The sequence below is a fragment of the Pseudomonas sp. St316 genome (assembly GCF_018325905.1).
Lineage (GTDB): Bacteria > Pseudomonadota > Gammaproteobacteria > Pseudomonadales > Pseudomonadaceae > Aquipseudomonas.
The window spans coordinates 1,582,831-1,608,703 of the sequence record NZ_AP021901.1 but is presented as its reverse complement, the minus strand read 5'-3'; the positions used below and the strand labels follow the sequence as shown (position 1 = coordinate 1,608,703).

Here is a 25,873-nt window from a genome sequence, read left to right as displayed (position 1 = left end):
ATACTCGGGCTTCTGGAGACCCGTAAAGCATGCTCGAGCAACTCAATACCCGCGTCGAAGAGTGTTACCAACAAGCCGAATCCTTTTTCAAACGTCCTTTCAAACGCCCAGTGGTCAGCTTCAAATTGCGTGGCCAGAAGGCCGGTGTTGCGCACCTGCATGAAAACCTGCTGCGCTTCAATCCACAGTTGTACCGGGAAAACGCCGAAGACTTCCTCAAGCAGACCGTCGCCCATGAAGTGGCGCACCTGATCGCCCACCAGCTGTTTGGAGAACGCATCCAGCCCCATGGCGAGGAATGGCAACTGATCATGCGCGGGGTGTACGAACTGCCGCCGAACCGCTGCCACACCTACGAAATCAAACGCCGCAGCGTGACCCGCTATATCTACAAATGCCCCTGCGACGGCAGCGACTTCCCGTTCTCGGCCCAGCGCCACAGCCTGGTGCGCCAGGGGCGACGGTATTTGTGCCGTAGCTGCCGCAATACGTTGGTGTTCAGTGGGGAAACTCGGGTGGAATAAAATTTTATGGTGTTTGGGCCGGCCTCATCGCGAGCAGGCTCGCTCCCACAAGGGGGAATGTCATAGATCCAATGTGGGAGCGCGCCTGCTCGCGATGGCGGCCTGGCCAACGCTACAAAACCACCCCACTGCGACGCAATTGGGCAATCCGCTCAACACTGAACCCCAACTCCCCCAACACCTGATCCGTATGCGCCCCCAACCCCGCGCCAATATGCCGAGGCTCGGGCAGCCCTTGTGAAAACTTCAACGGACAAGCCATCTGTGCTTGATTGGAACCATCGCCACGCGGCACCTGTGTCAACAGTTCCCGAGCCTGTAGCTGCGGATGCCTGATGGCTTCCTCAAAGCTCAGCACCGGCTCGACGCAAGCATCGATTCCTGCAAACAGGCTACAAAGCTCATCAAAGTCATGTTTCTCGAACTCGGCCTGCAGTGCCTGCTTGAGCGCGTGTTGGTCTTCAGGCTTGGGCGACAAACCCTGGGCCGCCAGTTCCGGCCGCTCCAAGGCCTCGCACAACGCCTGCATGAACACCGGCTCCAGGCTGCCCACCGACATCCAGCGACCATCTCGGGTACGGTAATAGTCATAGAAACTGCCGCCGTTGAGCATCTGCGTTTCCCAACCAGGCTCGACACCGCAGGCCAGGTAACCGGCGCCGGCCATGGCGTTGAGGCTGAACACACAGTCAGTCATGCTCACGTCCAGATGCTGCCCCTGCCCGGTTTGCTGACGGGCGATGACCGCCGCCAACAGCCCGATCACCCCGTGCAACGACCCACCGGCGATGTCCGCCGCCTGGATCCCCAGCGGCAACGGACCGCTGTCGGCACGGCCGGTTTGGCTGGCCAACCCCGCCAGGGCCAGGTAATTGATGTCGTGACCGGCGCGGTCCTTATAGGGGCCAGTCTGGCCGTAGCCGGTGATCGACACATAGATCAGCCGCGGATTGATCGCCTTCAAAGCCTCGTATCCCAGGCCCAGTCGCTCCATCACGCCGGGGCGAAACTGTTCCAGCAGGATGTCGTAGTCCTCCAGCAATTGCGTGACCACCGCCAACGCTTGCGGTTGCTTGAGGTCCAGGGCCAGGCTGCGCTTGTTGCGGTTGAGGTAGGCGTGGCTGGCCGATACACCTTGGTCATGGGGCGGCAGTATCCGCAGCAGGTCCTTGCGGGTCGGCGACTCGATGCGCAACACCTCGGCCCCCATGTCCGCCAGCAATAGCGAGGCGAATGGGCCGGGAAGCAGGGTCGAGAAGTCCAGAACCTTGAGCGATGCCAGTGGGCCTTGCATAGGCGATCTCCGATGGGTGATCACTGAAGACTAGGCAGGGGTTGGCGGTGGGGCAATTACCGTAGGTGTCACAGGGGATGACCATTGCGCTCAGGGCTGGTGCAGATCCTTTGTGGCGACGCTGGGTTGTGGGAGTAAAGCTTGCTCCCACAAAAATCCCCACGGATCAGAAGCACCCTCGCCTGAAAAACGAGGCGCAATGAAAAACCCGCCGAAGCGGGTTTTTCATTACAGCCTGAAGATTACTTCACAGCGCCTGGAGCAGAGGATTCAGCCGCTGCAATCTGCGCCGCCGCGATCTGCTCGTCATCTTCACGAACATCGGAGATACCCCGGCCACCGGAAGCCAGCTCGGTCTGCAACTGGTCTTCGTCCAGCTCCTTGACCCACTTGGCAACCACGATCGTGGCGACGGCGTTGCCCACCAGGTTGGTCAGGGCGCGGGCTTCGGACATGAAGCGGTCGATACCCAGGATCAGTGCCAGGCCGGCCACCGGCAAGGTGCCCACGGCCGACAGGGTGGCCGCCAGTACGATGAAGCCGCTACCGGTCACGCCAGCAGCACCTTTGGACGACAGCAGCAGCACCAGCAGCAGGGTGATCTGGTGAGTCAGGTCCATTGGGGTGTCGGTGGCCTGGGCGATGAACACCGCGGCCATGGTCAGGTAGATCGAAGTACCGTCGAGGTTGAACGAGTAGCCAGTCGGGATCACCAGGCCTACGACCGACTTCTTGGCACCCAGGCGCTCCATCTTGATCAGCATGCGTGGCAGGGCCGATTCCGACGAGGAAGTACCCAGCACGATCAGCAGTTCTTCACGGATGTAGCGGATCAGCTTGATGACGCTGAAGCCGTGGGCGCGGCAGATGGCGCCCAGGACCACCAGCACGAACACCACGCAGGTAATGTAGAAGCAGATCATCAGCTGGCCCAATTGCACCAGCGAACCGACACCGTAGGCGCCGATGGTGAAGGCCATGGCACCGAACGCACCCAGCGGGGCCAGCTTCATGATCATGTTGATGATGATGAACATCACGTGGGCGAAGCGATCGATGAACTCCAGCACCGGCTTGCCGTAGGCACCCAGGCGATGCAGGGCGAAACCGAAGAGCACCGAGAACATCAGTACTTGCAGGATGTCACCGTTGGCAAACGCGCCGACGATGGTGTTCGGGATCACGTTGAGGATGAAGGCGATGATGCTCTGGTCTTTACCGGCGGAGATGAAGCCGGCGATCTTGCTGGTGTCCAGGGTTGCCACGTCGATGTGCATGCCAGCGCCTGGCTGGATGACGTTGACCACGACCAGGCCGATCAGCAGGGCGATGGTGGAAACGATTTCGAAGTACAGCAGCGCATAACCGCCCGTCTTGCCCACCGACTTCATGTTCTGCATGCCGGCGATGCCGCTCACGACCGTACAGAAAATGATGGGGGCGATGACCATTTTGATCAGTTTGATGAACCCGTCGCCGAATGGCTTGAGGGCAACACCGGTCTGCGGGTAGAAGTGGCCGAGCAAAATGCCGATGGCAATGGCTACGATCACCTGGAAATACAGGGATTTGTACAGTGGCTGACGAGTCGTCATGGCAAACCTTCCTCAAGAGTCCCGTTAGACGACATCCACCTGTCGTCCACGGCACCTCAATTGCGAACCCTCCTGCGCTGGAGGGATTTGTTTTGTCGGCTGCACGCGGCAGACCTACATGCCCCTTCGCAAAGCGCGTGCCATTTTTGCGAAACCCCCTACATCCGGTATAGCAGAGGGGTTAGCGGATTCCACATGGATTAAACGTAGCGTGTAAGGTGGCGGATTTCCGCCGACAAGCCGTTTCGTATTCCGGGATTTGGCGGATATCCGCCTTGTTCAGCCTCCCTCCCCTGCTACCATCGCCCGCTTAACGGACGGATTTCTGCCATGCGCCAACGCACGATCGCCAGCCACTTTGCCCGCGCCGCCCTGGGCGGCGCGCGTCGGCAAGGCTTCGACTATTTTCCTCTGCTGCAACAGCTGGGCATCAGCCCAGAGCTGTTGGATGAGCCGCGCGCGCGGATTGCGCCCGAGCAGTTCGCGCGCCTGTTGCAGGCGCTGTGGCTGGCATTGAGGGACGAGTACCTGGGATTCGGCCGGGCTGCGAGTAAACCCGGGACGTTTGCCATGATGTGTCACGCGTTGATCCACTGTCGGACCTTGGGCAAGGCCCTTCAGCGCGGTTTGCTGTTCTACAGCCTGTTCCCCGATGCGCCGAGCCTGACCCTGGAAGCCGAAGGCGAGCGAGTGCGGCTAGTGCTGGACGATTCGACGCTGTGGGACCCGGATCACTTCCTGACTGAAAGCCTGCTGGTGGTCTGGCATCGCCTCGCCAGTTGGCTGATCGGCCAGCGGATCGGCCTGGAACAGGCGACCTTCGGCTACGTCAAACCCGCCCACGGTGCCGAATACGACTTGTTGTTCCCCTGTCCGCTGGTGTTCGAAGCGCACAGCAGCAGCCTGTTGTTCCACAGCCGCTACCTGGACATGCCACTGCTGCAGGACGAACGCACCCTCAAGCATTTTCTCGAACGCTCCCCCGCCGACCTGCTGTCGCGCCCGGACGATGGCCACAGCCTGAGTAGCCAACTGCGTCGCCTGCTCAGCCGCGACACCGCCCGCTGGCCCGACCTGGACACCGTCGCCGGCCATCTGCACATCAGCCCGCAGACCTTGCGCCGACATTTACGGGAGGAAGGCACCAGCTTCCAGGAACTCAAGGATCAACTGCGGCGGGATATCGCCATCTACCACCTGGGGCGTGCGGATTTGTCGTTGCAGCAGATTGCCGAGCAGTTGGGGTTCTCAGAGCCGTCGGCGTTTCACCGGGCATTCAAGAAGTGGACGGGGGTGACGCCGGGGGCTTATCGGGCGTTGGAGAGTTGAATTGATGCGCTGTACTGACTGGCCTCATCGCGAGCAAGCTCGCTCCCACACTGGATTTTCGGCGTTCATGCCCCCTCTTGTGGGAGCGAGCTTGCTCGCGATAGGGCCAGTGGCAACACCCATGACTCTCTGTCAAACCACCGGAAAATGAATCCGGAACGCTGCCCCACCCAGCTCTGAATCCCCCAGGGTCAACTTGGCGCCGTAGCTCTCGATGATGTCTTTCACCACCGCCAGTCCGATTCCCTGCCCCGGATGCTGGCGATCCAGTCGCTCGCCCCGCTGGAGAATCCGCGCACGTTGATCCGGTGGCACGCCCGGCCCATCGTCCTCGACACTCAACTCCGTGCCGCCAAGGGTCTGATGCACGCTGACGCGCACCTCGCCCAGGCACAGCCGATAGGCGTTCTCCAGCAGGTTGCCGAGCATCTCCAGCAAGGCGCCCTGTTCGATCGGCAGCTGGCAGTGCTCCGGCAGATCGAAGCTTAGATGGACCCGTTTGTCGCGATAGACCTTGTCCAGGGTGTCACACAGGCTTTGCAGCACCGGGCGCAAGCGCACCTGATGGCGCACCAGCCCGCTTTTGCGCAGGCTGGCACGCTGCAACTGGTAGCCGATCTGCTGGCTCATGCGCTCGATCTGGGATTGCAGCACCCAAGCCTGTCCACGGTCCTCGGGGCGCCGGGCCATGTCCTCGCTGACACCCTGCAACACCGCCAACGGGGTCTTCAAGCTGTGGGCCAGGTCATCGAGGGAATCGCGATAACGGCTGCGTTGCTCCCGCTCGCTGTACAGCAGGCGGTTGAGGGAGCCGGTCAGGCGTAATAGCTCCCGGGGATGTTCGGTGCTGAGACTTTCCCGGGCCCCGCTTTCGATTTCGTCCAGTTCCTGGCTCAGGCGCCGCAGCGCCCGAAGGCCCCAGGTCAGGCCGATCCACAACAACGCCAGCAACACCACCAGGGCCGCGCCAAAGCCCAGGTAGAGATTGTCCCGTAGCCCTTGCAGCGTGACTTCGTAATCGCGCACCGGTTGCAGGGTGACGATGCTGAACGCCGCGCTCTGGCCGCCGAGCAGCTTGATCTCGACGTCATAGACAAAAAACTCCTGGCCGTCGTTCTCGCGAATGCGCGCGAACTGATTGCCCTGGCCGTCATAGCGCGGCGTGTAATTGATGTTTTCTTCCTGGGTGGCCTTCGACCGCCACACCAGCCGCCCCTCACGATCGTAGATGTAGCCCAGCAGGCGGGCATCGGCGAGGTTGAAGCGCTCATCGGGCAACTGCGCCGGCATCTTCAAGCGGTTGTTTTCCACTCGGGCGGCGGAAATCAGCGTGGTCACGTCCGAGGCCAGGCGTTGCTCGATGGATTCCTGCAACGCCAGGCTGAACGCGCCTTGCATGGCCGGCAACAATGCCAGCATGAACAGCGCCGCCAGGGTCATGGCAGCCAGCATCAACCGCAGGCGAAGCGAACGAATCACTGGCAGCGCTCGTTGAACAGGTAACCCAGGCCGCGCACGGTATCGATGGGCTTGAAGCCGGCCGGGGCTTCCAGCTTGCGGCGCAAGCGCCCGACCAGCACTTCGATGACATTGGGATCACGCTCGTCGTCATCGGGGTAAAGCTGCTCCATCAAGCGGTCCTTGGCCACCACTTGCTGGTGATGGCGCATGAGGTATTCGAGGATGCGGTACTCGTAGGCAGTCAATGCCAGCGGTTCCTCATCGAGGGACGCTTGCTTGCGGTTGAGGTCGAGCAGCAATGGACCGGCAACGATGGTCGATTGGGTAAAACCACTGGAGCGGCGCAACAAGGCGTTCAACCGGGCCTCCAGCTCTTCGAACTGAAACGGCTTGACCACGTAGTCGTCGGCACCGGCGGCCAGGCCTTCGACCTTGTCCTGCCAGTTGCCGCGGGCGGTGAGGATCAGGATCGGAAACGTCTTGTCCTGTGAGCGCAGCCGGCGAATCAGTTCCAGCCCGCTGATACCCGGCAGGCCCAGGTCGATCACCGCCAGGTCATGGTTGAATTCCCGAACCTGATACAAAGCCTCTTCGGCGTTGGCCACGGCCTGCACCACGTGGCCGCTGTCGGCGAGACGGGTTTGCAGGTGGTGACGCAACAACGCTTCGTCTTCGACGACCAGTAATTTCATGGAGCCTCTCCCCAGGGCAAATCAAACAATCCAGTGCGGCGCACGTCAACGAAAGGCGCCGGATCGTCTTCGACGATCCGGCTGGATACGCCCACCTACGGCCGCTTAGAAGGTGTAGTTGGCGGACAGGTACGTCTGGGCGCTGCTGGTCAGGTCCAGCGAGCCGACCTTGTCGCCACCGTGCGGGCTCATCTCGGTGCTGGCGTTGCTGCGCAGGTAACGGTAACCCAGTTCAACCGAGGTGTTTTGCGAAATTTGTTGCAGGACGCCTCCCTGCAAACCCACGGCATAGCCGATGTCGCTGTCGCGGCTGAAGCCGGGAGAATCCTGGGTCAGCTTGGTCAGGCCCGCCGTGCCGCCACCGAACAGCTTGGTGCTGCTGGTGACCGGATAGAACACATCGTAGCTGCCCAGCAGGTTTTCCTGGCGCAGCTTGATGCCGTTGTGGGTGCCCGAGACGTTGTCGTAGGTGGCGTAGTAGCGGCCCTGGTCGTTTTGCTTGCCCAGTCGCAGGCCATACGTGGTGTCCTTGCCGATGACGCCGTCGGCGTTCGGGTTGTTCAGGGCGCTGTCCAAGGCGTTGGATTTCTTAACCTTGTCGCTGGTCTGGCCAAGGGTCAGGCTGGCGAAGTTGTCATCGGCGTGGGCCAAGGCACTGGCGCCCAGCACGGTGAAAGCCAACAGCAGTTTTTTCATAGCAGTCATGATCAAGTTCCTGTGCAGCGTGGATGTTTTGTGAAGTCGTGGTCACCTTAACCAGCGGTCCCTGAACACCCCTTGAACGTTCTCTGAACCTGCGCTGAATGAATCGGCTAATCTGTGCGGACCACTTTTATAAGGAGATCCGTCATGCGCAGGCTGCTTGCTGTTGTACTCCTGGCCATGAGCGGCGTGAGCCACGCCGCCATCCAGACCCAGGAATTCCCCTACACCACTGCCGACGGCACCAAGCTGATCGGCTATTACGCGTATGACGACGCCGTCAAAGGCCCGCGCCCGGGCGTGGTGGTGGTGCATGAATGGTGGGGACTGAACGACTACGCCAAGCGCCGTGCCCGTGACCTCGCCGGCCTGGGCTACAGCGCCCTGGCCATCGACATGTACGGCGACGGCAAGAACACCGAGCACCCCAACGACGCCATGGCCTTCATGCAGGCGGCGCTCAAGGACGGCAAGGCGGCCAGCGCCCGCTTCCAGGCCGGTCTCGACCTGCTGAAGAAACAGCCCCAGACCGATCCAGACAAACTCGCCGCCATCGGCTACTGCTTCGGCGGCAAGGTGGTGCTCGATGCCGCGCGCCAGGGTGTGCCGCTGGCCGGCGTGGTGAGCTTCCACGGTGCGCTGGTGACTAATACCCCGGCAACGCCTGGCAGCGTCAAGGCCAAGGTGCTGGTCGAGCATGGCGCCCTGGACAGCATGGTCACCCAGGACAACGTCACCGCGTTCAAGAGCGAGATGGACAAGGCCGGCGCCGACTATAAATTCGTCAGCCTCGAAGGTGCCAAGCATGGCTTCAGCAACCCTGACGCCGACCGCCTGAGCCACGGCGAGCATGGCGGGCCGGACATCGGCTACAACAAGGCGGCCGATGAAAAGTCGTGGGCGGATATGCAGGCGTTCTTCAAGAAAATCTTCTAATACATCCCCCTTGTGGCGAGGGAATTGTGGGAGCAAAGCTTGCTCGCGACCCAGGCGACTCGATTTCTGGAGGACCACATCGCCTTCATCGCGGGCAAGCCTTGCTCCCAAAGCAAGCTCCCTCGCCACACAAGCTTGTTCTGCGCCCATACGCACACGCCCACTACCCAGGCTCCAGCCAACCCGGCAAAATGCCCGGCATGAATACACTCCCCACCCTGCCCGCCTGCTGCTCGCCTTTGGATGAGCATTGGCTCTTGCCCGATGCCCTGTCCGATACGGTGCTGCTGAGCACGCGCTTCGACCCGTTGTTGCTGGTGGGCGCCGACTTCTCAAGCAGTGCCATCGAGCCTCCGGCAAGCATCCAGCGCTCGGTCGCCAAGCGCCAGGCAGAATTCCTGGCCGGGCGGATCTGCGCCCGGGCGGCCTTGCAGCGGCTCGACGGCCTGGCCTGCGTGCCGGCCATCGGCGAAGACCGCGCGCCTGTGTGGCCGGCGCATGTCAGCGGTTCGATCACCCACAGCACGGGTCGGGCAGCGGCCATTGTCGCGAAAAAAGAGCACTGGCAAGGGCTGGGCATGGACGTGGAAAACCTCCTCGATCCCGAACGCGCCGAGCGCCTGGCCGGTGAAATCCTCACCTCGCCAGAGTTGCAGCGCATGACCCAACTCGCGCGCGATGACCGTGCCTTGCTGGTGACCCTGACCTTTTCAGTGAAGGAAAGCCTGTTCAAGGCGCTGTACCCCATCGTCAGGCAGCGCTTTTATTTCGAGCATGCCGAGGTACTGGATTGGACACGCGATGGACAGGTGCGCCTGCGCCTGCTGACGGACCTGTCGACCGAGTGGCGCCATGGCAGTGAGCTGCAGGCGCAGTTCGCGGTGAAGGATGGGCAGCTATTGAGCCTGGTGGGGATCAGCGCCTGAGATCCTGGGTGTTTGGACGGGCCTCATCGCGGGCAAGCCTTGCTCCCACCGATCAGTTCTCCCTCATTTAAATGTGGCTTGCTGTGGGAGCAAGGCTTGCCCGCGATGGCGGCCTACCATTCACCCGCGCCCTCAAGACCTGTCCTGATGCCTCGGCCAACTCAAGCTGAAACAGGCCCCACCCAGGCTCTTGCTCTTGCCGATCAGCGCCCGGCCGTCATGCCAGTGGATGATCCGTCGCACGATCGACAGCCCCAGCCCATGGCCGCCCGACGCCCGGGCGCGGCTGTCGTCCAGGCGCAGGAAAGGTTTGAAAATCCGCTCCCATGCCGCTTCCGGCACGCCGGGCCCGTCGTCTTCAACATCCACCCGACAGCGCAACTGGCCCACCTGATAGCTGACGGTGACCCGGGAACTGGCGTGACGCATGGCGTTGCCCACCAGGTTCTGCAGGGCACGATGCAGAAAACGTGGCTCGGCTTCGACCCAGGCGCCGTCGCAATCGGCGGCCGACAAGCACAGACCGCGCTCGACCGTGATCCCGGCCCGCAACGGCCCCAGTTCATCGATCACTTGATTGACCAGCGCATCCAGGTCCACCCGCTGGAAATTCAGGGCCGGCGAACCCTGTTCCAGCCGCGCATAGGTGAGCATTTCGTCCACCAGCCGATCCAGGTCTTCGATGTCGTGGTCCATGCCCGCCAGGTATTTGTCCCGGGCCTGGGACGTGCTGGCGCTGCCGAGCATTTCCAGGCCGAAGCGCAGGCGCGCCACCGGGGTGCGCAATTCGTGGGACACCGCCCGCACCAGCTCACGCTGGATCGCCAACAGTTGCTGCAGGTGCTCGGCCATGCCATTGAACGCCGCAGCCAGTCGCCCCACCGAGTCGGCACCTCGGGCTGGCACCCGGGTTTCCAGGCTGCCCTGGGCAATCTGGGTGGCGGCCGACTCCAGGCCACGCAAGCGCTGCTCCAGTTGGCGCACCAGCAGGTAGACGATCAAGCCGATCAGGCTCAAGCCCAGTGCCGCGATCAGCACCAGCCATTGCGGCGGATAAGGGTTCATCTGGTACAGCGGGCCGATCTCCAGCACCCACGGCGTGCCGACCATGCCAGCGAAGACCCGGATGGAGTCGCCGCCCTTGCCCAACGCCATCACCGTATCGCCCTCGGACACTCGACGGCGCTGGTCTTCGTCCATGTCCGCCTGCTCGGCGGTCATGAGTCGCAGATCGAAACCAAAACCTTTTTCCTGCGCCAGTTGCGCCAGCCGTTTGGGTTGTTCGGCCACCGGATAACGCACCAGCTCATCAGCCAACAGGTAGATGGTCGCGCGGGCCAGTTGTTCGCTGATCTGCTGGACCTCCCCCACCAACATCAATTGCTCGCCATCGCTGACCAGCCGATAGACTTTCGCCGCATGCGGCCCGGTCTGTTCGACCAACGCCTGGCCGCGCAATACGCGGGTACGCTGGCCAAGGTCGAGGTCGGTCTGGGCAAAGGTCTGCAACGCCAGGGGAATGCCCAGCAGGCGCTCCCACACCAGCAAAGCCCGGTGCCGCTCGGTGTCGTTCATCGGCCGCAGGTTGTCGGCCATCAACGAAAAGGTGCCGTGGGCCAGACGCTCGCGGTATTGCTCGCTGCGGGTCTGGTTGAGCAGATGCAGGGCCAGCACACCGAGGACCGCCACCAGCACCAGTGCCGCACACATGCCCCCAAATACGCAGGAAGATCGAGTTCACGGTGCCAGGTCTACGCAAGCTTCAGGAACGAACAGGTAGCCTTTGCTGCGAATGGTCTTGATCAGCCGTGGATGGTCCGGGTCGTCGCCGATCTTGGGGCGGATGCGTGAAATGCGCACGTCAATGGAACGGTCCTGGCCGTCATAACCGATGCCGCGCAGGGCAGTGAAGATTTCTTCCCGGGACAGGATGCGCCCGGCATTGGACACCAGCAGCCACAGCAGGTCGAATTCGGCGCTGGTCAGCTCGATACCGTTACCCTGCAACCAGGCTTCGCGCAGGGCGTCGTCGACCACCAACGGACCGAATTGCAGGCGCCGCGGCTTCTGCGCGGCGCTCGGCTCCGGTTCGCTGCGCCGCAGCAGGGCCTGGATGCGCGCCAAGAGCAAACGCGGTCGAACCGGCTTGCAGACGTAATCATCGGCGCCCAGGTCCAGACCCTGGATCTGATCGGTGTCGTCGGTGCGGGCGGTGAGCATCAGGATCGGCCCGTCATAATGCCCGCGCACCTTGCGACAGATGCTCAGGCCGTCTTCGCCGGGCAGCATCAGGTCGAGGATCACCAGGTCCGGTTGCTCGGCAATGATCCGCGCCGCCGCCACCGCGCCGTCGCCTTCGATGGCGACACGCAGCCCGTTGCTTTCGAGATATTCCCGGGTCAGCTCGGCCAGACGCTGGTCATCCTCGACGATCAATACCTGCCAGGCTTCTTGTTCCACTGAGGGCCTCGTCTTGCTGCGAATATAAAAGGAAGGATCAGCACAAATCCCCTCACCACAAAGAGCACCTTCAAATACAGAACATCCCCTCTTTTTGTCATGTTAAAGGAGGATAAACACACCCATGCATGGGCCGATTGTATAAACGTGGCCTGCGCAGAAAACAAGCGAACAAATGCGTTTCGATCGGCTGGGTTTTATGTGGTAACGTCCGCGCCCGAAAAAACCATCGAACTGTTTTCGGATCGTCAAAACCGATGAAAAAAGGTCCACTCCAGCTAGGTCGCGGCCTACAGAGCAGTTCCACGTTTCGCACACAAATTACGCACAGGCTTATCCACAGGTAGTACGTTGCATACCCCCCAAAACGCATTATCTTGTAGCCCGCCGCGCAAAAAACCCTACATGTAGGGTTTCAGGCCAAAAACCAAACACAAGTCGGGCAGAGAATTCAAGCGCTTTTCTTGCTTCTGTCCAGCTGAAACACCGTATTTCCCCAAGCCCAGACCGCCCCTGCGGATGGCAACTGTTTCAAGGTCGAAAACGACCGAAACGGTACGGGTGTTGCAGTCAATTGCTGCCACCCCGGCAACCCGGTTTCGAGCCCCGCTCGCAACCTGAGACTTCGGATGGAAGCGGCATTAAACGCCTGCTTCCTACTGTCCCGAAGTTGTTATGCCCGGCGCCAGTCGGTTGTAGTGCTTCAGGACGGAACGGTGGGCACCGTGATGGTGCCCAAACAAACATAGAGAACGTGGAGACACCCATGCACACCGACACAACTCGCGAGAACCCGCAGGGCACCGCGCCGCTGGCCGCCGATTCGAACTCGGATCTGTCCGCCACCGCGCCGGGCCAACTGCGTGTGATCAAGCGTAACGGCACTGTCGTTCCTTACACCGATGACAAGATTACCGTCGCCATCACCAAAGCGTTTCTCGCAGTTGAAGGCGGCACCGCTGCCGCTTCGTCGCGAATCCACGACACCGTGGCCCGCCTGACCGAACAGGTCAGCGCAACCTTCAAGCGTCGCATGCCCTCGGGCGGCACCATCCACATCGAAGAAATCCAGGACCAGGTCGAACTGGCCCTGATGCGTGCCGGCGAGCAGAAAGTGGCCCGCGACTACGTGATCTACCGTGACTCCCGCGCCAAGGAACGCGCCATCCGCACCCCGGCCGACGCCCCGGTGCAGGCCCACCCGTCGATCCGCATCGCCCGCGCCGACGGCAGCCTGGCGCCGCTGGACATGGGCCGCCTGAACACCATCGTCACCGAGGCCTGCGAAGGCCTGGAAGAAGTCGATGGCGACCTGATCCAGCGCGAAACCCTGAAAAACCTCTATGACGGCGTTGCCCTCAAGGACGTCAACACGGCGCTGGTGATGACCGCGCGGACCCTGGTGGAGCGCGAACCGAACTACTCCTTCGTGACCGCCCGCCTGCTGATGGACACCCTGCGTGCCGAAGGCCTGAGCTTCCTGGAAGTCGCCGAGAGCGCGACCCACCACGAAATGGTCGACCTGTACGCCAAGGCGTTGCCAGCTTATGTTGCCAAGGGTATCGAGTTCGAATTGCTGAACCCGGTCCTGGCCGAATTCGACCTGGAAAAACTCGGCAAGGCGATCAACCACGAGCGCGACCAGCAGTTCACCTACCTGGGCCTGCAAACCCTGTACGACCGTTACTTCATCCACAAGGATGGCGTGCGTTTCGAACTGCCGCAGATCTTCTTCATGCGCGTGGCCATGGGCCTGGCGATCGAAGAGAAGCAGCGCGAAGACCGTGCGATCGAGTTCTACAACCTGTTGTCGTCCTTCGACTACATGGCCTCGACCCCGACCCTGTTCAACGCCGGCACCCTGCGTCCACAGCTGTCGAGCTGCTACCTGACCACCGTTCCGGATGACCTGTCGGGCATCTACGGCGCCATCCACGACAACGCCATGCTGTCGAAATTCGCGGGTGGCCTGGGCAACGACTGGACTCCGGTTCGCGCATTGGGCTCGTACATCAAGGGCACCAACGGCAAATCCCAGGGCGTCGTGCCGTTCCTCAAAGTGGTCAACGACACCGCCGTCGCGGTCAACCAGGGCGGCAAGCGCAAGGGCGCGGTCTGTGCCTACCTGGAAACCTGGCACATGGACATCGAAGAGTTCATCGAGCTGCGCAAGAACACCGGTGATGACCGTCGTCGTACCCACGACATGAACACCGCCAACTGGATCCCTGACCTGTTCATGAAGCGCGTCTTCGATGACGGCAAGTGGACCCTGTTCTCGCCATCCGAAGTACCGGACCTGCACGACCTGACCGGCAAGGCTTTCGAAGAGCGCTACGAGTACTACGAAGCCCTGACCGAGTACAACAAGATCAAGCTGTTCAAAGTCGTCCAGGCCAAAGACCTGTGGCGCAAGATGCTCTCGATGCTGTTCGAAACCGGCCACCCATGGCTGACCTTCAAGGACCCGTGCAACCTGCGCAGCCCGCAGCAGCACGTGGGCGTGGTCCACAGTTCGAACCTGTGCACCGAGATCACCCTGAACACCAACAAAGATGAGATCGCGGTCTGCAACCTGGGCTCGATCAACCTGCCGAACCACATCAAGGACGGCAAGCTGGACACCGCCAAGCTGCAACGCACCGTGAACACCGCCGTGCGCATGCTCGACAACGTGATCGACATCAACTACTACTCGGTGCCACAGGCGAAGAACTCCAACTTCAAGCACCGTCCGGTTGGCTTGGGCATCATGGGCTTCCAGGACGCGCTGTACCTGCAGCACATTGCGTACGGTTCCGATGCCGCGGTCGAGTTCGCCGACAAGTCCATGGAAGCGGTCAGCTACTACGCGATCCAGGCTTCCTGCGACCTGGCCGACGAGCGTGGCGCCTACGAGACGTTCCAGGGTTCGCTGTGGTCCCAGGGCATCCTGCCGCTGGACTCGCAACAGATCCTGATCGCCCAGCGCGGCCAGAAGTACATCGACGTTGACCTGAACGAATCCCTGGATTGGGCACCGGTTCGCGCCCGAGTGCAGAAAGGCATCCGTAACTCCAACATCATGGCCATCGCACCGACCGCCACCATCGCCAACATCACTGGCGTGTCGCAGTCGATCGAACCGACCTACCAGAACCTGTATGTGAAATCGAACCTGTCGGGCGAGTTCACCGTGATCAACCCGTACCTGGTTCGCGACCTCAAGGCCCGCGGTCTGTGGGACTCGGTCATGATCAACGACCTGAAGTACTACGACGGTTCGGTGCAGCAGATCGAACGCATCCCGCAAGAGCTCAAAGAGCTCTACGCCACTGCGTTCGAAGTGGACACCAAGTGGATCGTCGACGCCGCCAGCCGTCGCCAGAAGTGGATCGACCAGGCTCAATCGCTGAACCTGTACATCGCCGGCGCTTCGGGCAAGAAGCTGGACGTGACCTACCGCATGGCCTGGTACCGTGGCCTGAAAACCACTTACTACCTCCGTGCCCTGGCCGCGACCAGCACCGAGAAGTCGACCATCAACACCGGCAAGCTGAACGCTGTTTCCAGCGGCGGCAACCACGGTGATGATTCGGTCCTGGCGGCTCCCGCCGGTCCGGCGCCAGTGCCAAAGGCCTGCGCGATTGACGAGCCGGATTGCGAAGCTTGCCAATAAGCTGAGTGGGTGGGCGCGTAAAGGCGCCTGCTGAAAGAAGCCCCCGATAGACCGTTGGTTTATCGGGGGTTTTCTTTTGCCTCGGGGAAAGTTCGCTAAAAAAAACGGCAAAGCCAGGGTTATGGCTTTGCCGTTTGTGTTTATCTCACCGCAACATCCACTGAAAAGCGACGGATGCTGCGGTGGCCAGATGGCGCTTAGACCGGAAGGGTGAAAGAGTCGCCGTTGTTGGTGAAGAACGTCTCGATGGTGTTGCTTCCTGCGTACCAGTCCTTCAGGAAAACACCGGAGTCCAGGTTACCGCTCTGGTAATCGGCAGCGTTGAAGATGTAGGCGCCTGCATCGGTCTTGATAACCTGAACGTCGTTGACGCTCTGGATATTTCTCAACGTGACGGTATCGGCACCTGTCGTTCCTGTATCTTCAATGGCGACCATGGTTTTGGAGTTGACCACGTAGGCATCCCCCCCTCCCCGCCATAGGCGTCACCAGACGCATTCATGTTGAAGGTGTCAAAACCCGCACCACCATGAAGTTCATAGCCATAACCGGTTCCCGTCAGGGTGTCGTTACCATCGCCGCCATAGGCAATACCGGAAGAGACCGTCAACGAGTCACTGCCAGCCTCGCCGTAAAGCACGCTGCCAGCGTCGTTACCGCTGCTACGCATGGTGTCATTGCCATTGCCGCCATAGAGCGTATCGGCCTCGACACTGGTGGAAGGCGTCAATCCCAGAGCGCTGGTATCCGTGGCGATGCCGCCATAGATAAAGTCATCGCCATCGCCGCCATAGAGCAAGTCGTTACCCGCCCCACCTTCCAGCTTGTTCGAGTAGGCGTTGCCCGTCAGCGTGTCGTTGAATTGCGAGCCGATCAGATTATCGATATTGGCCAACACGTCGCCTTGGGCGTCACCACCCGACGCGGTTCCCGCGAGCAGGTCGATCTGCACAGCAGCGCTGCTGGTCAGGTACCAGGCACCGTCACCACGGCCCAAGCCATTGAGCGTGTCGGCGCCTGCACCACCGACAAAGTTTTCCGCAGCGGCGGTACTGCCGGTGAAAGTATCGGCCTGGGCAGTGCCTTGGAAAATCTCAATGGAGGTGTAGCTATCGCCTGCCGCGATACCCGTCAATACAGGCACACTCAGATCCAGCGTGATGCCTGAGCCTTCATTGGAAAAGCTCAGCATGTCCATGCCCGTGCCGCCATTGAAGACATTGACACCTGCGTCACCGACAAATACATCACTGTAATTGGAGCCTGTAATCACTTCGATGCTGCTGTAGGTATCACCCGCCGCGATCCCGGTATGGACGCCCGTCTGCGTGTTGATGGTCAAGCCCGCGCTGCTGTCAGCGTAGCTGACCGTGTCGGTTCCGGCGCCGCCGATGAACTGGTCCGCCCCCGCACCACCGAGCAGGAAATCATTGCCCACGCCGCCAGTGATGATGTTGTCCGAGGCATTGCCGTAACCGACGAAGTTGCCCGTGCCGGTGTAGGTCAGGCGTTCGACGTTGGCCGCCATCGTCAGGTTGAGGAGGTTCGTCTGGATTTCATCATCGCCTTCGCCGGCCACTTCGATGACGTTGACCGACGTTCCGCCGATGACGTAAACGTCATCACCGGCACCGCCCCTGAGGGTATTCCCGGTGCCTTGGGCGGTCAGCCTGTCGTTGAAGGACGAGCCGACCACGGTTTCGAAGTTCGACAGTTTGTCGCCTTGCGCATCACCGCCGACACCCACTACACCAGCAACCAGGCTGACGGTCACGGCACTGGCCGAGGTGGAGTAGTCGATGGTATCGATGCCGCCGGTACCGTCGAACTGGTCTGCCGCTTCGCTGGCGGTAAACGAATCGTGGTTCTGCGAACCCTGGATCGTTTCGATGCCCACGTAGGTATCACCAGCAGCAATGCCACTGTTCACACCGGTCTTGGCGTTGATGCTCACCGCCACGTTACTGTCGGTGTAGCTGACCGTGTCGGTTCCGGCGCCGCCGATGAACTGGTCCGCACCCGCACCACCGAGCAGGAAATCATTGCCCACGCCGCCAGTGATGATGTTGTCCGAGGCGTTGCCATAACCGACGAAGTTACCCGTGCCGGTGTAGGTCAGGCGTTCGACGTTGGCCGCCATCGTCAGGTTGAGGAGGTTCGTCTGGATTTCGTCATCGCCTTCGCCGGCCACTTCGATGACGTTGACCGACGTTCCGCCGATGACGTAAACGTCATCACCGGCACCGCCCCTGAGGGTGTGCCCGGTGCCTTGGGCGGTCAGCCTGTCGTTGAAGGACGAGCCGACCACGGTTTCGAAGTTCGACAGTTTGTCGCCTTGCGCATCACCGCCGACACCCACTACGCCAGCAATCAGGCTGACGGTCACGGCACTGGCCGAGGTGGAGTAGTCGATGGTATCGATGCCGCCGGTACCGTCGAACTGGTCTGCCGCTTCGCTGGCGGTAAACGAGTCGTGGTTCTGCGAACCCTGGATCGTTTCGATGCCCACGTAGGTATCACCAGCAGCAATGCCACTGTTCACACCGGTCTTGGCGTTGATGCTCACCGCCACGTTACTGTCGGTGTAGCTGACCGTGTCGGTTCCGGCACCGCCGATGAACTGGTCCGCCCCCGCACCACCGAGCAGGAAATCATTGCCCACGCCGCCAGTGATGATGTTGTCCGAGGCGTTGCCATAACCGACGAAGTTACCCGTGCCGGTGTAGGTCAGGCGTTCGACGTTGGCCGCCATCGTCAGGTTGAGGAGGCTCGTCTGGATTTCGTCATCGCCTTCGCCGGCCACTTCGATGACGTTGACCGACGTTCCGCCGATGACGTAAACGTCATCACCGGCACCGCCCCTGAGGGTATTCCCGGTGCCTTGGGCGGTCAGCCTGTCGTTGAAGGACGAGCCGACCACGGTTTCGAAGTTCGACAGTTTGTCGCCTTGCGCATCACCGCCGACACCCACTACGCCAGCAACCAGGCTGACGGTCACGGCACTGGCCGAGGTGGAGTAGTCAATGGTATCGATGCCGCCGGTACCGTCGAACTGGTCTGCCGCTTCGCTGGCGGTAAACGAATCGTGGTTCTGCGAACCCTGGATCGTTTCGATGCCCACGTAGGTATCGCCAGCAGCAATGCCACTGTTCACACCGGTCTTGGCGTTGATGCTCACCGCCACGTTACTGTCGGTGTAGCTGACCGTGTCGGTTCCGGCACCGCCGATGAACTGGTCCGCCCCCGCACCACCGAGCAGGAAATCATTGCCCACGCCGCCAGTGATGATGTTGTCCGAGGCGTTGCCGTAACCGACGAAGTTACCCGTGCCGGTGTAGGTCAGGCGTTCGACGTTGGCCGCCATCGTCAGGTTGAGGAGGCTCGTCTGGATTTCATCATCGCCTTCGCCGGCCACTTCGATGACGTTGACCGACGTTCCGCCGATGACGTAAACGTCATCACCGGCACCGCCCCTGAGGGTGTGCCCGGTGCCTTGGGCGGTCAGCCTGTCGTTGAAGGACGAGCCGACCACGGTTTCGAAGTTCGACAGTTTGTCGCCTTGCGCATCACCGCCGACACCCACTACGCCAGCAACCAGGCTGACGGTCACGGCACTGGCCGAGGTGGAGTAGTCAATGGTATCGATGCCGCCGGTACCGTCGAACTGGTCTGCCGCTTCGCTGGCGGTAAACGAATCGTGGTTCTGCGAACCCTGGATCGTTTCGATGCCCACGTAGGTATCGCCAGCAGCAATGCCACTGTTCACACCGGTCTTGGCGTTGATGCTCACCGCCACGTTACTGTCGGTGTAGCTGACCGTGTCGGTTCCGGCGCCGCCGATGAACTGATCCGCACCCGCACCACCGAGCAGGAAATCATTGCCCACGCCGCCAGTGATGATGTTGTCCGAGGCGTTGCCGTAACCGACGAAGTTGCCCGTGCCGGTGTAGGTCAGGCGTTCGACGTTGGCCGCCATCGTCAGGTTGAGGAGGCTCGTCTGGATTTCATCATCGCCTTCGCCGGCCACTTCGATGACGTTGACCGACGTTCCGCCGATGACGTAAACGTCATCACCGGCACCGCCCCTGAGGGTATTCCCGGTGCCTTGGGCGGTCAGCCTGTCGTTGAAGGACGAGCCGACCACGGTTTCGAAGTTCGACAGTTTGTCGCCTTGCGCATCACCGCCGACACCCACTACGCCAGCAACCAGGCTGACGGTCACGGCACTGGCCGAGGTGGAGTAGTCAATGGTATCGATGCCGCCGGTACCGTCGAACTGGTCTGCCGCTTCGCTGGCGGTAAACGAATCGTGGTTCTGCGAACCCTGGATCGTTTCGATGCCCACGTAGGTATCGCCAGCAGCAATGCCACTGTTCACACCGGTCTTGGCGTTGATGCTCACCGCCACGTTACTGTCGGTGTAGCTGACCGTGTCGGTTCCGGCGCCGCCGATGAACTGATCCGCCCCCGCACCACCGAGCAGGAAATCATTGCCCACGCCGCCAGTGATGATGTTGTCCGAGGCGTTGCCGTAACCGACGAAGTTACCCGTGCCGGTGTAGGTCAGGCGTTCGACGTTGGCCGCCATCGTCAGGTTGAGGAGGCTCGTCTGGATTTCGTCATCGCCTTCGCCGGCCACTTCGATGACGTTGACCGACGTTCCGCCGATGACGTAAACGTCATCACCGGCACCGCCCCTGAGGGTATTCCCGGTGCCTTGGGCGGTCAGCCTGTCGTTGAAGGACGAGCCGACCACGGTTTCGAAGTTCGACAGTTTGTCGCCTTGCGCATCACCGCCGACACCCACTACGCCAGCAACCAGGCTGACGGTCACGGCACTGGCCGAGGTGGAGTAGTCAATGGTATCGATGCCGCCGGTACCGTCGAACTGGTCTGCCGCTTCGCTGGCGGTAAACGAATCGTGGTTCTGCGAACCCTGGATCGTTTCGATGCCCACGTAGGTATCGCCAGCAGCAATGCCACTGTTCACACCGGTCTTGGCGTTGATGCTCACCGCCACGTTACTGTCGGTGTAGCTGACCGTGTCGGTTCCGGCGCCGCCGATGAACTGATCCGCCCCCGCACCACCGAGCAGGAAATCATTGCCCACGCCGCCAGTGATGATGTTGTCCGAGGCGTTGCCGTAACCGACGAAGTTACCCGTGCCGGTGTAGGTCAGGCGTTCGACGTTGGCCGCCATCGTCAGGTTGAGGAGGCTCGTCTGGATTTCGTCATCGCCTTCGCCGGCCACTTCGATGACGTTGACCGACGTTCCGCCGATGACGTAAACGTCATCACCGGCACCGCCCCTGAGGGTATTCCCGGTGCCTTGGGCGGTCAGCCTGTCGTTGAAGGATGAGCCGACCACGGTTTCTATGGCCGTCAATGTATCGCCCTGAGCATCCCCTCCCAGGCCAGTCCCTGTGATTAGATTGACTGTCACTCCTGCAGTCGAATTCACGTAGGACGCCGTATCGACACCTGTTCCTCCATTCAGGGCGTCCGCGCCCGCGCCCCCCTCCAGCCAATCGTTGCCGTCCCCACCACTCAGCGAGTCATTCCCTGCTAACCCGTACAGCTCATCCGCGCTCGAAGTCCCAACCAGAGTGTCCGTACCCGATGTCCCATTTATCACTGCCATTATTTCTTCCTTGCCCTATTGATGAATCGGTTGTGCGTCGATTAATCAGCAGAGCCTCATCCTTCGCGGAAGGCCCGCTGAGCATGGTCGCTGATTGGTTTAAGCAAATAAGACATGACGTTCCTGGAGCCGGTCTGGATCATCGACTCCACGGGCATCCCCGGCACCAGGGCAAGCCCTTGCAGCTTCGCCAATTCGCTTTGAGGAATCTTGATACCCGCTCGATAGAAGCCCACACCAGTGCGCTCATCCTGAATCAGATCCGCTGACAGTCGCACCACGGTGCCAGTCAGTTCCGGCGTGGTGCTGCGGTTGAACGCACTCAAGCGCAAGGTCGCGGATTGCCCGACGGTTAGCTGATCAATGTCCTGTGCACTGATCTTCGCCTCAACCAGCAGTTCATCGTCGGCGGGTACGATCTGCATGAGCCCTTCGGCCGGTGAAATGACGCCACCGACTGTGTGCACGGCCAATTGCTGCACGCGCCCGGTAATAGGCGAGGTGATGTCGATGCGTTTGAGCTGATCGCTGGCCGTAATTTCCCGCTCGATCAATTCGCCCTGACGGGCCAGCAAATCTCTCAGTTCCTGGGACACTTCGCTGCGGAAAGTCTGGTCAACCTGGAGTCGTTGCAGCTCGGTTTCGGCGATCTTGCCCCGCGCCTCGGCAATCGATGCCATCAATTGCCCACGCTCCCCGCGCAGCCGAGCGATACCCCGAGCCAGGGCATTGACCCGGTCGAGGGTCATCATGCCTTTGTCGAACAGTTTCTTGACGGCCTGGTATTCGCTGTCGATCAGTTCGATTTCTTCCAGCTTGGTTTTCTGCTGGATGTCGTGGCCGGCAATGGTTTCGTTGAGTTGCTGGACACGTTCGCGCAGTTGCTTTTTCTGGCCTTCACGGGACGCACGCCGGTCGAGGAACAACTGCTGCTCGATGGCCATGACCGACTTGGCTTCCTCCAGGCTCATGCGGGTCAGCAACTCTTGGGGGATTACCACTTCGCGGGCACTGTCCCGCTCGGCCTCCAAGCGGGCGAGACGGGCCCAAGCCTGGTTCAATGATTTGCTGACGATGGCCTGGCTGGCGGCGGGCAATGTGGCATCGAGGCGTAACAACACGTCCCCTGCAGCGACTGCCTGCCCTTCCTTGACCAGCAGTTCGGCGACCACACCGCCGGTAGGATGCTGGACAGTCTTGACACTGCCTTCCACGGCGACCACGCCCGTGGCGATGACAGCGCCGGACAGATTGGTGCACACCGCCCAGATCAGCCCTGCGCCGAGCAGCACCACCAATGAGATCGCTCCCCAACGTAAATGACGGGACAAGGAATCGGTCAGGGTGACTTCTTGATCGGTATGCATCAGTTGGATACTCCCAGTTCCACAACATTGCTGGAGGGCCGGGGGGGCGTTGCCGGAGCTCGTTTAAGGACGACATCCCTGGGGCCGTAAGCCGCTTGCACGCCATTCTCGAGGATCAGTACCTGATCGATCACCGACAAGATATTGGTGCGATGGGCAATCACCACCACGATTGCACCACGGGCCTTGAGCGCCAGAATGGCCTTGGCCAGCGCCTGCTCGCCTTCGGCATCGAGGTTTGAATTCGGCTCATCCAATACCACCAGGAAGGGATCACCAAACAGCGCCCTGGCCAATGCCACCCGCTGTCGTTGCCCCGCCGAAAGATTGACCCCGCCCTCGCCCACTTGGGTTTCATAACCCTGGGGCAATTGCAGAATAAGCTCATGGACCCCGGCCAATTGCGCGGCACTGACAATCGCACTGTCCTGCGCTGAAGGATCCAATCGTGCGATGTTCTGGGCGACGGTTCCGGTAAACAGCCCAACGCTTTGCGGCAGATAACCGATCAACTTGCCTCGAGCCAGCTCAGTCAGCTGGTCCAACGGCGCCCCATCGAGCCGGACATGCCCCCGCGCTGGCGCCCACGCGTTGACCAGCACACGCGCCAATGACGACTTACCCGATGCGCTCGGCCCCACTACACCAACAGCGGTGCCTGCGGCGACCATGAAGTTGATATTCTGCAAAGTCAGGCGCTGCGCGCCGGGCGGCGCGGCAAACACACTTTCGACCTGCAAACTGCGATGGGCGGTGGGTAGCTCGGTCTTGCTCTGGGCATCCGGGAACAGAGAGAACACTTCCAGCAGCCTCTTCCAGGCGATCTGGGCCCCCAATAGGCTGCGCCACGTGGCAATGACCTGCTCCGCCGGTGCCAGGGTCCGCGCCACAATAATCGAGGCCGCGATCATCGTGCCGCCGCTCAAGTCGCCTTTGATCACCAGCCATGCGCCCAGAGCCAGAGCGGCTGACTGAACGACCTGACGCAGGGTTTTGGAAATGCCACCGTAAAAGCCGCCAATGTCGATCGAGCGCCGCTGCAGGGTGATGAAGGTGCTGTGATTGTTCTGCCAGAGGTTCGACGTGTTGGCCAACATGCCCATGGCCATCAGCGCTTCGGCGTTCTGGTGAGCTTGCTGACCCAGATGGTTGCGCTTGTTCAACGCATCGGCCGAAGCCCGCATCAGTTTGCGGGTTTGCCGATCAGTGATCAGGGTCAGACTGATAAGGATAATCATCAGGCCGGCGGCCAAAAGGCCGAACAACGGATGAATGTAAAAGCAGACCGCGAGGTAAACCGGCATCCAGGGCAAATCGAAAAAAGCCACCAGGCCCGGTCCGCCAATAAAACCGCGAATCTGATCCAGCTCCTGAGCCGGTTTCAAGGCATCGCCGGTAATGGGCGTTTTCAGCGACGCACCGGCAATGACATTGAAGACCTTTGCGGACAGCGCCAGATCCAGCGAGGAAGCAATTCGCACCATGACCCGGGAGCGAATGATATCCAGCAGACCTGAAAGCGCATAAACCCCAAGTGCCAGCAGCCCCAGGGCGACCAGGGTCGGGACGCTCTGGCTGGGAATGACCCGGTCGTAGACTTCCAGCATGAACACCGGGCCAACCAGCGCCAGAATATTGATCACACCGGAAAACAGCGCAGCACCCAGCAGGCCCCGACGCAATACCGATTTCAATGAAGGCGCGACAACAGGCGCACTGACAGCGTTATGGGCTTTCAACTGGTATCCGTCCCTTGGTTTTCGTGACATCCCTGTCGTCAGTCAATACAGATTCGATGACAGTCGTATGGAAACTTGACGCTCTTCGAGCGATTTGGACTAAAGTGCAAATTCCGCACCAGATACCCGACAAACGGTCATCCGCTCAAAATTCACCCATAAAAAAACCGACGCCCAAGACGTCGGTTTTTTTGAAGCAGCCCGCTATCAAGCCATCTGGATGATGGTCTGCATGATGGTGCTCTGGGTGGAGATGGTCTTGGCGTTCGCCTGGTAGTTGCTCTGGGCCTTGATCAGCTCGACCAGTTCGTTGGTCAGGTTGACGTTGGACTCTTCCAGGGAGTTGGAGACGATCGAACCCAGGGTGCCAGTGGTTGGAGCATCGTAACCCGGGATGCCCGAGGCGAAGGTTTCTTTCCAGCTGGTGCCGCCTACTGGCTGCAGACCTTGCTCGTTGGTGAAGCTGGCGAGCGCGAGCTGGCCGATCGGCTTGGTCTGGTTGTTGCTGAAGTTGGCCAGCAATACACCACTGCCGTCGATGGTCAGGTTGGTAATCTGGCCAGTGGCGTAGCCGTTCTGGGTCGGAATCGAGCGGGCGGTGTCGGCGTTGAACTGGGTGGTGTTGGCCATGGAAATCGTAATAGTCGACGAGCCCGCGCCATTAGCGGTCCATGTACCATTGGTCACAGTGCCTGGGACCCAGCCAATCAGGTTCAGATCATTGCTGATGGTTGGCGGGGGGTCGGAACAGTCGGCGGAACGGTCGGCGGAACCGGAGTGCTGACTTGGGTTAACTTGCCGTTCGAGTCGAATGTCATCGTCGAAGGAACCGGAGCGTTCGGAGCAATCGGCGCGCTGCCATTGAGGTTACGACCATCGATCAAGGTATACACGTTCCAGGTGTTACCAGCAGTCTTGACCATGTACTGGTCCATGGAGTGCTGGTTGCCCTGAGTGTCATAGACCGGGGTCGTGAATTGCTTGGTAAACGTGGCCGTGTCGGTCGGATTGAACGCCGTAGTGATCGCCGTCGCCGTCGAGTTCAGGTTGATCGTCGACGAAACCAGGCTGGTGGCGCTCGGTGGCAGGTTCGAGGTATCGATGCGCAGGTCGGTCAGGATACCGTTCTGGATCTTGCCGTTGGCATCCACGCCATAGCCTTGCAGGCGCGAAGTGCCGTCGCTGTTGGTGATGTAGCCTTCCTTGTCGGTCTTGAAGGTACCGGCACGGGTGTAGCTCAGCGAACCGTCGTTGCTCAGGACAAAGAAACCCTGGCCCTGGATGCCCATGTCCAGCACGTTGCCAGTGTTGTTCACGTCACCCTGGCCGAACTGCTGGGAAACGTTGGCCAGGCGCACGCCGTTGCCGACGGTCTTGCTGCCCGAACCCAGCTTGGTGGCCGAGTAGACGTCTTCGAATTCCGCGCGGGACGATTTGAAACCGGTGGTCGCCACGTTGGCGATGTTGTTGCCGGTCACGTCCAGCTGTTTGTTGGCTGCATAGAGACCGCTAAGGCCGATGTTAAAAGACATGTTGACTCCTTTTGCCG

General features: G+C 60.8%; 15 protein-coding genes and 2 pseudogenes. 5 read left to right on the top strand and 12 right to left on the bottom strand.

Annotation, left to right across the window (positions count from 1 at the left end; all coding sequences use genetic code 11):
- The first annotated feature begins 29 nt into the window (after positions 1 to 29).
- Positions 30 to 524 carry a SprT family zinc-dependent metalloprotease gene (locus KI237_RS07220; RefSeq protein ID WP_003204703.1) on the top strand — a complete coding sequence of 165 codons (495 nt, stop codon included), beginning with the start codon at positions 30 to 32 and terminating at the stop codon, positions 522 to 524.
- Between the two features lie 112 nt (positions 525 to 636).
- Here KI237_RS07220 and KI237_RS07215 read toward each other — a convergent pair whose 3' ends face one another.
- Positions 637 to 1,818 (bottom strand): CaiB/BaiF CoA transferase family protein, encoded by a 1,182-nt coding sequence (locus tag KI237_RS07215; RefSeq protein WP_212799370.1) that lies wholly within the window; start codon positions 1,816 to 1,818, stop codon positions 637 to 639.
- A gap of 242 nt (positions 1,819 to 2,060) precedes the next feature.
- The gene (locus KI237_RS07210) at positions 2,061 to 3,413 is read right to left on the bottom strand and encodes a dicarboxylate/amino acid:cation symporter (protein ID WP_212799369.1); all 1,353 of its coding nucleotides are present in this window, start codon (positions 3,411 to 3,413) and stop codon (positions 2,061 to 2,063) included.
- Between the two features lie 330 nt (positions 3,414 to 3,743).
- On the opposite strand from KI237_RS07210, the gene KI237_RS07205 reads away from it, so the two are divergent.
- Complete coding sequence (locus KI237_RS07205) at positions 3,744 to 4,742, top strand: AraC family transcriptional regulator (protein WP_212799368.1); 999 nt, start codon at positions 3,744 to 3,746, stop codon at positions 4,740 to 4,742.
- Positions 4,743 to 4,874: 132 nt separating this feature from the next.
- Here KI237_RS07205 and KI237_RS07200 read toward each other — a convergent pair whose 3' ends face one another.
- The 3 genes from KI237_RS07200 to KI237_RS07190 all read right to left on the bottom strand — a co-directional run bounded on the left by KI237_RS07200 (position 4,875) and on the right by KI237_RS07190 (position 7,600).
- Complete coding sequence (locus KI237_RS07200; RefSeq protein ID WP_212799367.1) at positions 4,875 to 6,221, bottom strand: ATP-binding protein; 1,347 nt, start codon at positions 6,219 to 6,221, stop codon at positions 4,875 to 4,877.
- Positions 6,218 to 6,895: a response regulator gene (locus tag KI237_RS07195; protein ID WP_212799366.1), complete on the bottom strand. Its 678-nt coding sequence runs from the start codon at positions 6,893 to 6,895 to the stop codon at positions 6,218 to 6,220. Before KI237_RS07195 ends, KI237_RS07200 begins: the two co-directional genes overlap by 4 nt.
- Before the next feature lie 105 nt (positions 6,896 to 7,000).
- Positions 7,001 to 7,600, bottom strand: coding sequence for a hypothetical protein (locus tag KI237_RS07190; protein ID WP_063324738.1), 600 nt, complete (start codon positions 7,598 to 7,600; stop codon positions 7,001 to 7,003).
- Between the two features lie 144 nt (positions 7,601 to 7,744).
- Between KI237_RS07190 and KI237_RS07185 the strand changes: the two genes are divergently transcribed.
- Entirely contained in the window at positions 7,745 to 8,533 is a 789-nt protein-coding gene (locus KI237_RS07185) for a dienelactone hydrolase family protein (protein ID WP_212799365.1), read from the top strand.
- A 200-nt stretch (positions 8,534 to 8,733) separates the two neighbouring features.
- Positions 8,734 to 9,459: a 4'-phosphopantetheinyl transferase family protein gene (locus KI237_RS07180; protein WP_212799364.1), complete on the top strand. Its 726-nt coding sequence runs from the start codon at positions 8,734 to 8,736 to the stop codon at positions 9,457 to 9,459.
- Positions 9,460 to 9,591: 132 nt separating this feature from the next.
- Here KI237_RS07180 and KI237_RS07175 read toward each other — a convergent pair.
- Positions 9,592 to 11,200 (bottom strand): annotated as a pseudogene (locus tag KI237_RS07175) (ATP-binding protein).
- Positions 11,197 to 11,919 carry a response regulator gene (locus tag KI237_RS07170; protein WP_212799363.1) on the bottom strand — a complete coding sequence of 241 codons (723 nt, stop codon included), beginning with the start codon at positions 11,917 to 11,919 and terminating at the stop codon, positions 11,197 to 11,199. Before KI237_RS07170 ends, KI237_RS07175 begins: the two are co-directional and overlap by 4 nt.
- A gap of 766 nt (positions 11,920 to 12,685) precedes the next feature.
- Here KI237_RS07170 and KI237_RS07165 point away from each other — a divergent pair.
- Positions 12,686 to 15,577 carry a ribonucleoside-diphosphate reductase subunit alpha gene (locus tag KI237_RS07165; protein WP_212799362.1) on the top strand — a complete coding sequence of 964 codons (2,892 nt, stop codon included), beginning with the start codon at positions 12,686 to 12,688 and terminating at the stop codon, positions 15,575 to 15,577.
- Positions 15,578 to 15,774: 197 nt separating this feature from the next.
- Here the strand turns inward: KI237_RS07165 and KI237_RS30330 are convergent, their stop codons facing one another.
- From KI237_RS30330 to flgE, 5 genes and pseudogenes are all read right to left on the bottom strand, one after another.
- Positions 15,775 to 15,966, bottom strand: a complete 192-nt coding sequence (locus tag KI237_RS30330; protein ID WP_249410699.1) for a hypothetical protein — start codon at positions 15,964 to 15,966, stop codon at positions 15,775 to 15,777.
- Positions 15,963 to 21,218, bottom strand: coding sequence for a beta strand repeat-containing protein (locus KI237_RS07160; RefSeq protein ID WP_502937082.1), 5,256 nt, complete (start codon positions 21,216 to 21,218; stop codon positions 15,963 to 15,965). Before KI237_RS07160 ends, KI237_RS30330 begins: the two co-directional genes overlap by 4 nt.
- Before the next feature lie 56 nt (positions 21,219 to 21,274).
- Positions 21,275 to 22,585: an HlyD family type I secretion periplasmic adaptor subunit gene (locus tag KI237_RS07155; protein WP_212799361.1), complete on the bottom strand. Its 1,311-nt coding sequence runs from the start codon at positions 22,583 to 22,585 to the stop codon at positions 21,275 to 21,277.
- Positions 22,585 to 24,324 (bottom strand): type I secretion system permease/ATPase, encoded by a 1,740-nt coding sequence (locus KI237_RS07150; protein ID WP_212799360.1) that lies wholly within the window; start codon positions 24,322 to 24,324, stop codon positions 22,585 to 22,587. The genes KI237_RS07155 and KI237_RS07150 overlap by 1 nt, the downstream gene beginning before the upstream one ends.
- Before the next feature lie 207 nt (positions 24,325 to 24,531).
- A pseudogene (gene flgE / locus KI237_RS07145) lies at positions 24,532 to 25,856 on the bottom strand (flagellar hook protein FlgE).
- Positions 25,857 to 25,873 lie beyond the last annotated feature (17 nt).